The sequence below is a fragment of the uncultured Roseobacter sp. genome (assembly GCF_947495275.1).
Classification (GTDB): domain Bacteria; phylum Pseudomonadota; class Alphaproteobacteria; order Rhodobacterales; family Rhodobacteraceae; genus Roseobacter.
The window spans coordinates 22,012-28,011 of sequence record NZ_CANLYL010000024.1 but is presented as its reverse complement, the minus strand read 5'-3'; the positions used below and the strand labels follow the sequence as shown (position 1 = coordinate 28,011).

General features: G+C 59.4%; 6 protein-coding genes. 1 reads left to right on the top strand and 5 read right to left on the bottom strand.

What is annotated here, in order from left to right:
* Positions 1-211 precede the first annotated feature (211 nt).
* Genes Q0802_RS23430 through Q0802_RS23410 form a run of 5 tightly spaced genes read right to left on the bottom strand, consistent with a single transcriptional unit; the run spans position 212 to position 4,970 of the window.
* A complete protein-coding gene (locus Q0802_RS23430; protein ID WP_298922359.1) occupies positions 212-970 on the bottom strand; it encodes an SDR family oxidoreductase in 759 nt (252 codons plus the stop codon).
* Positions 971-983: 13 nt separating this feature from the next.
* A complete protein-coding gene (locus Q0802_RS23425; RefSeq protein ID WP_298922358.1) occupies positions 984-1,796 on the bottom strand; it encodes an ABC transporter permease in 813 nt (270 codons plus the stop codon).
* Between the two features lie 8 nt (positions 1,797-1,804).
* A complete protein-coding gene (locus Q0802_RS23420; RefSeq protein ID WP_298922357.1) occupies positions 1,805-2,656 on the bottom strand; it encodes an ABC transporter permease in 852 nt (283 codons plus the stop codon).
* A 15-nt stretch (positions 2,657-2,671) separates the two neighbouring features.
* A complete protein-coding gene (locus Q0802_RS23415) occupies positions 2,672-3,823 on the bottom strand; it encodes a spermidine/putrescine ABC transporter substrate-binding protein (RefSeq protein WP_298922356.1) in 1,152 nt (383 codons plus the stop codon).
* Between the two features lie 28 nt (positions 3,824-3,851).
* Complete coding sequence (locus Q0802_RS23410) at positions 3,852-4,970, bottom strand: ABC transporter ATP-binding protein (protein ID WP_298922355.1); 1,119 nt, start codon at positions 4,968-4,970, stop codon at positions 3,852-3,854.
* 140 nt (positions 4,971-5,110) lie between these two features.
* On the opposite strand from Q0802_RS23410, the gene Q0802_RS23405 reads away from it, so the two are divergent.
* A complete protein-coding gene (locus Q0802_RS23405; protein WP_298922353.1) occupies positions 5,111-5,917 on the top strand; it encodes a LuxR C-terminal-related transcriptional regulator in 807 nt (268 codons plus the stop codon).
* The last annotated feature ends 83 nt before the right edge of the window (positions 5,918-6,000 follow it).

Genomic DNA, 6,000 nt, shown 5'->3' with positions numbered 1-6,000 from the left:
GCCGGACACACGACTGTACTGACAGACCATCGCAATCACAGAAATCTCTTGCAATGCAGGAGCCATCCACACAGGCCGTTCATCTCAATCTCCCACGCTGCATCGCAGCTTCCCGGACGCGGACGACAGATAATTTTCCTCCGAAATGCATGTGGTCCAGCGGCAAAATCCACAATGGCACGCAGGACGCGGCTTTGAATACGGATCTTCGTCACAGGCATTCGCCGCCATCGATGACAAGGGCATGTCCCGTCATGAATGTCGAACGATCGGAAGCGAGGTAGACGATCGCATCCGCCATTTCTCCGACCGTACCGAAGCGTCCCATCGGGATTTCGTCCGCGATATAGGCCTCCAGCTTGTCACGTCCGCCCATCTGGATCTCGAAGCCCTGGTTGAACGGCGTGTCGATGAAACCCGGGCAGAGAGCGTTTACCCGAACATTATCCTTACCGAAGTCCTTGGCAATCTGCCGCGTCATCGCCACGGCGGCATGTTTGGTTGTGGCATAGGCAATCATTTCACTGTCGTACTGCACACCCGATCCGGATGCCGTGATGATGATCGAGCCGCGCCGCGCGGGTTTCATATGGGCCATTGCGGCTTTGGCCGCGACGAAGTGCGAGCGCACATTCAACCGCCAGGAGGCGTCCATGTCATCGACCGTGACCTGTTCCAGGGTACCCTCGATCTGAAGACCGGGGTGCGAGTGCAGAACGTCCAGACGGCCATGCCGCGCCGCACAGGTGTCGATGGCCACCGCAAGTTCGGCGTCGTCCCCCACATCCAGGGCAATGGCATGGGCGGTGCCTCCTTCGGCGGTAATCCGGTCTGCCACAGATTGTACCGCGTCGGCGTTAATATCGGCCAGCGTCACATCTGCCCCCTCGCGTGCCATCGCAATTGCCCCCCCGGCGCCGATGCCGGAGGCAGCACCTGTGACAAAGGCGACCTTGTCTTTCAGAAGCATAGGGCGTGTCCTTTCACTTGCGATCTCCCCGTCGCAGGATTAGCTGCGCCACGATCAGCAGGACGAGTGAGGCGAGCATCACCATCGTGCCAATGGCGTTGATTTCCGGCGTTACACCGCGCCGGATGGACGAGAAGATATAGATTGGCAGGGTTGTCTCGGAACCGGCGACGAAAAAGGCAATGATGAAATCATCAAAACTGAAGGTGAAGCTGAGCAGGAACCCAGCCAGCACCGCAGGCGCGATCAAGGGCAGCGTCACCTGACGAAAGGTACCCAGCGGCGTGGCGTAGAGATCAGCAGAGGCTTCGCCAAGCGACTTTTCTAGTGTGCCGAGCCGTGCGCGCACGATAATGATGACCAGCGCCATCGTGAACATTGTATGGGCCGCGATCAGCGACCCCCTGCCCATGGAAAGCGTCGGAGCACTGTCGGCGTCCCCCCACAGGCTTTCCAGCCAGGGGTTCATCACGTCAAAAACGGTCACCAGTGCGATCAGCGTGGCAATGCCGATCACGATGCCCGGGATCATCACCGCGATGTAGATCAGCGCGTCGAAGATGGCGCGGGCCGGTCCGCGCAGACCCTGCAGGCCGACCGCCGCCAGGGTGCCCAGGATGCTGGCCAGGGTCGCCGTGACGAATGCCACGATCAGGCTGGTCTCCAGCGCGTCCATCACAAAGGGGTTGTTGAGTGCGCGCCCATACCACTGGATCGAAAAGCCCTGGAAGTCGCTGGCATGCCGGCCCGCGTTGAAACTGAAAAGCGCAATGATTGCGATGGGTGCGTAAAGGAACAGATAAACGGCGAGAGAATACAGTCGCATGTCTGGCCTCACATCACCGCGACATCTTCGCGGCCGGTCTGAAGCCGCGCGATGAGGCGCATGTAAATTGTGACGGTGATCAGCATGATGACGATCAGCGTGAAAGCAACCGCCGAGCCATATGCCCAGTTGCGCGACTGCAGGAACAGGTCCACCAGAGCATTCCCGACAAAGAACACTTTGCCCCCGCCAAGCAGCGCGGGGATCAGAAACTCGCCCATCAGCAGGATAAAGACGAGCATACAGCCGGTCGCCACGCCTGGCACTGAAAGCGGCAGCGTAACCCTGAGGAAGGTCGTCATGGGGCGGGCACCAAGGTCGCCGGAGGCCTCAAGCAGCCGCATGTCCAGACGGTCGAGCGCGACATAGATCGGAAAAACCATCAGCGGCAGGTAGCCGTAAATGATGCCGATGGTGACAGCAAAGGGCGTGTAGATCAGCCGGACATTTTCAATGCCGATGCTCCCCAGCAGCGCAGGCAGTCCTTGTCCGCCGAGGATGTAAATCCAGGCGTAGCTGCGGATCAGGATTGAGGTCCAGAAGGGGACGATGACCAGAACCAGCAGCAGGGTTTTCCATTTCGGGTCGGTCCTGACCGCCAGCTGATAGGCCAGCGGATAGGCGATCAGCAGGGCGGCGAGTGTGCCAAGCGGTGCGAGGATCAGCGTGTTTTTGAACGCCGTCCATCGCGCCGGAAGGTTCGCATATTGCTCCAGCGTGAAGGCGGGGACATATCCGCCAGACGGCCCACGTTCACCAAAGCTGAAAACGAAAACGAACGAGAGCGGCAGCACGAGCATCACGAGAAGCAGCGCGCCCGAGGGCGCGATCAGCAACCAGTTCCGCGCGCGCTGTGTCATTCCCGTCCGCCCGCCTCAGGCTGACTTGAAGCGCGCGAGAAGTTCAGCCCGGTTCGGATCAGTCAGCGTTGCCGCCGCCCCGAATTCAAGCGCGTTGAGCTTTTCTGCCGCTGGATAGAGAATTGGATCGTTCAGGATCTCTTCGGGCAGCAGCGCATTGGTGCGGCTGTCGGCCACGGGATAGCCATGCGCCAGAACCTCGCGCGCGTTCACCTCCGGATCCAGCATGAAATTGATCAGCGCATAGGCGGCTTCTTTATGCGGCGCACCTTTCGGAATGGCATAATAGTCGCTCCACAATTCGCCACCCTCTTTTCCCAGCGCAAAGGCGATCTCGGGGATGTCGGTGTTGAGCTGCTTGCCATCGCCGGTCCAGCAGATCGTCAGCCAGGCATCGCCCGAACGCATGGCTGGCTGATAATCCGACGTGATCGCAAAGAGATGCGGTTTGACGTCGATCAGCAGTTTTTCGGCATCGGCGAGTTCGGCCTCGTCAACAGAATTGAACGAATAGCCGTGATAGTTCAGTGCGGCACCGATGGTGGTGAGTTGATAGTCATGCACCATTGTCCGGCCCGAATAATCACCCATCGTGCGGTCAAAGAACTGCTTCCAGCTGTCGAATGCCTTGCCACCGTTGTGCGATGTGTTGATCGCCATACCGGTGGTGCCCCAGTTCTTGGGCACCGCATAGACGACACCGTCGACGATCCCCGCGTCCGAGAAACGCGCGTCAAAGACCGCCGGATCGTAGTTTGGCAGTTTGGACAGATCGAGCGGTTCGATCAGGTCCTCATCGACATAGGTCGTGATCGTGTAGTTCGTCGGCACATAAACGTCCCAGCCGGACCCGCCGGCCTGCAGCTTGGCCAGCATTTCCTCGTTCGAGCCAAAGACATTGACCTGCACCGCAGCGCCGGTTTTGTCTGTAAAGGCGTCAAAATTGGTCTGGTCATGGTAGTTCGGCCAGGTCGCGAGGATCGCGCGGTCACCGATACCCTGGGCAAATGCCGGACGGGGCCGTAGCCCCGGCGTCGCCGCACCCATGACCGCTGTCGCGGCTCCCAGACCGGTTACACCGAGGAAGTGCCTGCGCGTGACCGAACCTTTCTCATAGCGGCGCAGTTCTTCCATGAATTTCTTTTTGGAAATTGTGTCGTTTGTCATGTCGTTCTCCCGTTGGCAGGTGTCATGGTCAATCCGCCCTTAGGATCAGGGCGGCGTCTGGGTTCCAGGCGATGTAAGCCTGTGTGCCGGCATCCAGTGGCGGTTCGCGGTCCTCGGCCCGCCGGGAGGCGAGGACAATAAAGGTGCCGATCTCGTCATGTCGCACCACGTATTCGGTATGTTCTCCGAGAAATATCCGGTTCTGAACGGTGACCGGATGGCCGCCGTCGAGCTGGCTCCGCGAGATGTTGATCTGCTCGGGCCGCAGGCTGAGCGTGCCCGTCGCACCCTCTTCGATGCCGGGGCCAGCCTGACCGGAGAAACTGTGCCTCGAAACGCCGGTGAAATCCGCGCGCGCGCCTGTGATGCGCCCGATACGACCTTCCAGAAAATTCGAAGAGCCCACGAAATCGGCGACATAACGCGACGCGGGGGCATCGTAGAGCTCTCTGGGCGTTCCGATCTGCACGATACGCCCGTTGCGCATTACGCAAATCCGATCCGACAGGGACAGTGCTTCTTCCTGGTCGTGCGTGACCAGAATGAAGGTGATGCCAAGCTGGCGCTGAAGGTCCTGCAGCTCAATCTGCATGGCCTTTCTGAGCTTGCGGTCCAGCGCCGCCAGCGGTTCGTCCAGCAGCAGAAGTTTCGGTTCATTGACGATAGCGCGGGCCAGGGCGACGCGCTGTTGCTGACCGCCCGACATCTCCCAGATGCGCCGCGCGCCGAAATCTCCCAGTCGAACGACCTCCAGTGTCCGCGAGACCTTTTCCGCGATCTCGGCGCGCGAAAGCCTGGGCCGGCGCTGGCGCAACCCATAGGCCACGTTGTCGAAAACGCTGAGATGCGGAAACAGAGCATAGCTCTGAAAAACCATGTTTACAGGGCGACGGAAGGGTTCGAGCGTGTTCACCACCTGGCCGTCGATCAGAACCTCGCCTTCGCTCGGCGTCTCGAACCCGGCCAGCATGCGCAGCGCGGTCGTCTTGCCGCATCCGGACGGGCCGAGGAACGACAGGAACTCACCGGATGCCACACTGAGGTTCAGATCGCGTGCGGCCTCGACATCGCCAAAGCGTTTCGAGACGTGCCTCAACTCGGCGACCGCCGCGGACATGTCGTTCAGCACCCCCCGGTCATATTTCATATCTGCAGCATCTGAGGTCAAACATCCACCCATGGGCCATATGTCGGCCTGGCTAATCGTCGGTCGAATGGTGCAGTTGTGTAAATATGCCAATTGTTATAGTCGAAGATGCATATAACGGATGAAATGGGGTGCCGCATATGGAGTGGGTCGAACACGCGGCATGCCTTGTCGAAACACTTAAGACCCCGCGGTTCCCCGGCGCTCTGGCCGAGGCGCTTCAGGCGATCGCACCCTATGACTACACGGTGATTTTCGGGTATGTCGGGTCGTCGAAACCTCTGGCGCTGTACGACGATTTCCCGCCGGAGCGGCACCGGCTGCATGTCACCGAATATCTGGAAGGCCCTTATCTGCTCGATCCCTTCTTTCTGGCGACCATCGACGACACCGAAGAAGGCCTTTGGCGATTGCGGGAGATAGCGCCGGATCGTTTTTATCAAGGCGAATACTATCGTAGCTATTATGGCCAAACCGGACTTGCCGAGGAGATCGGCTTTCTTGTCTATGCCGACCGCAGCCTGAACGTCGTAATCTCGCTCATGCGCAAGAAAAAGCGGTTCTCAAATGCCGAAATCCGGGCGTTGAAGCGCATCTGGCCGATCATCCGTGCAACATCCGAAGCGCATTGGCGCGGCTTCGCGCGCGACGACGATGACGGTGAGCAGCAGACGCGTGAAGAACGCATCGGACAGGCCTTTCACTCAATCGGACAGGGCGTGCTGACCCCGCGCGAAAGGGAAGTCGTCGAAATGACGCTCAGAGGCCACTCCGCTGAGGCTACGGGCAATGAACTCGGAATCTCGCCCGGAACCGTTCGAATTCACCGGCGAAATATCTACGTGAAACTGCGGATCGGCTCGCAAGGCGAGTTGTTCTCGCTATTCATTAACGCGATCCTGAACGATAGTGCCGACAAATCCGCGCGTGCAACAGCACAGCTATAGTCGAACGGCCGTCTACAAAAAGCTGTCTCTCGCGGCCCAAAGCTGCCGTCCAACTTGCGCAGAAACGTTGCAGTGCAGCTTCC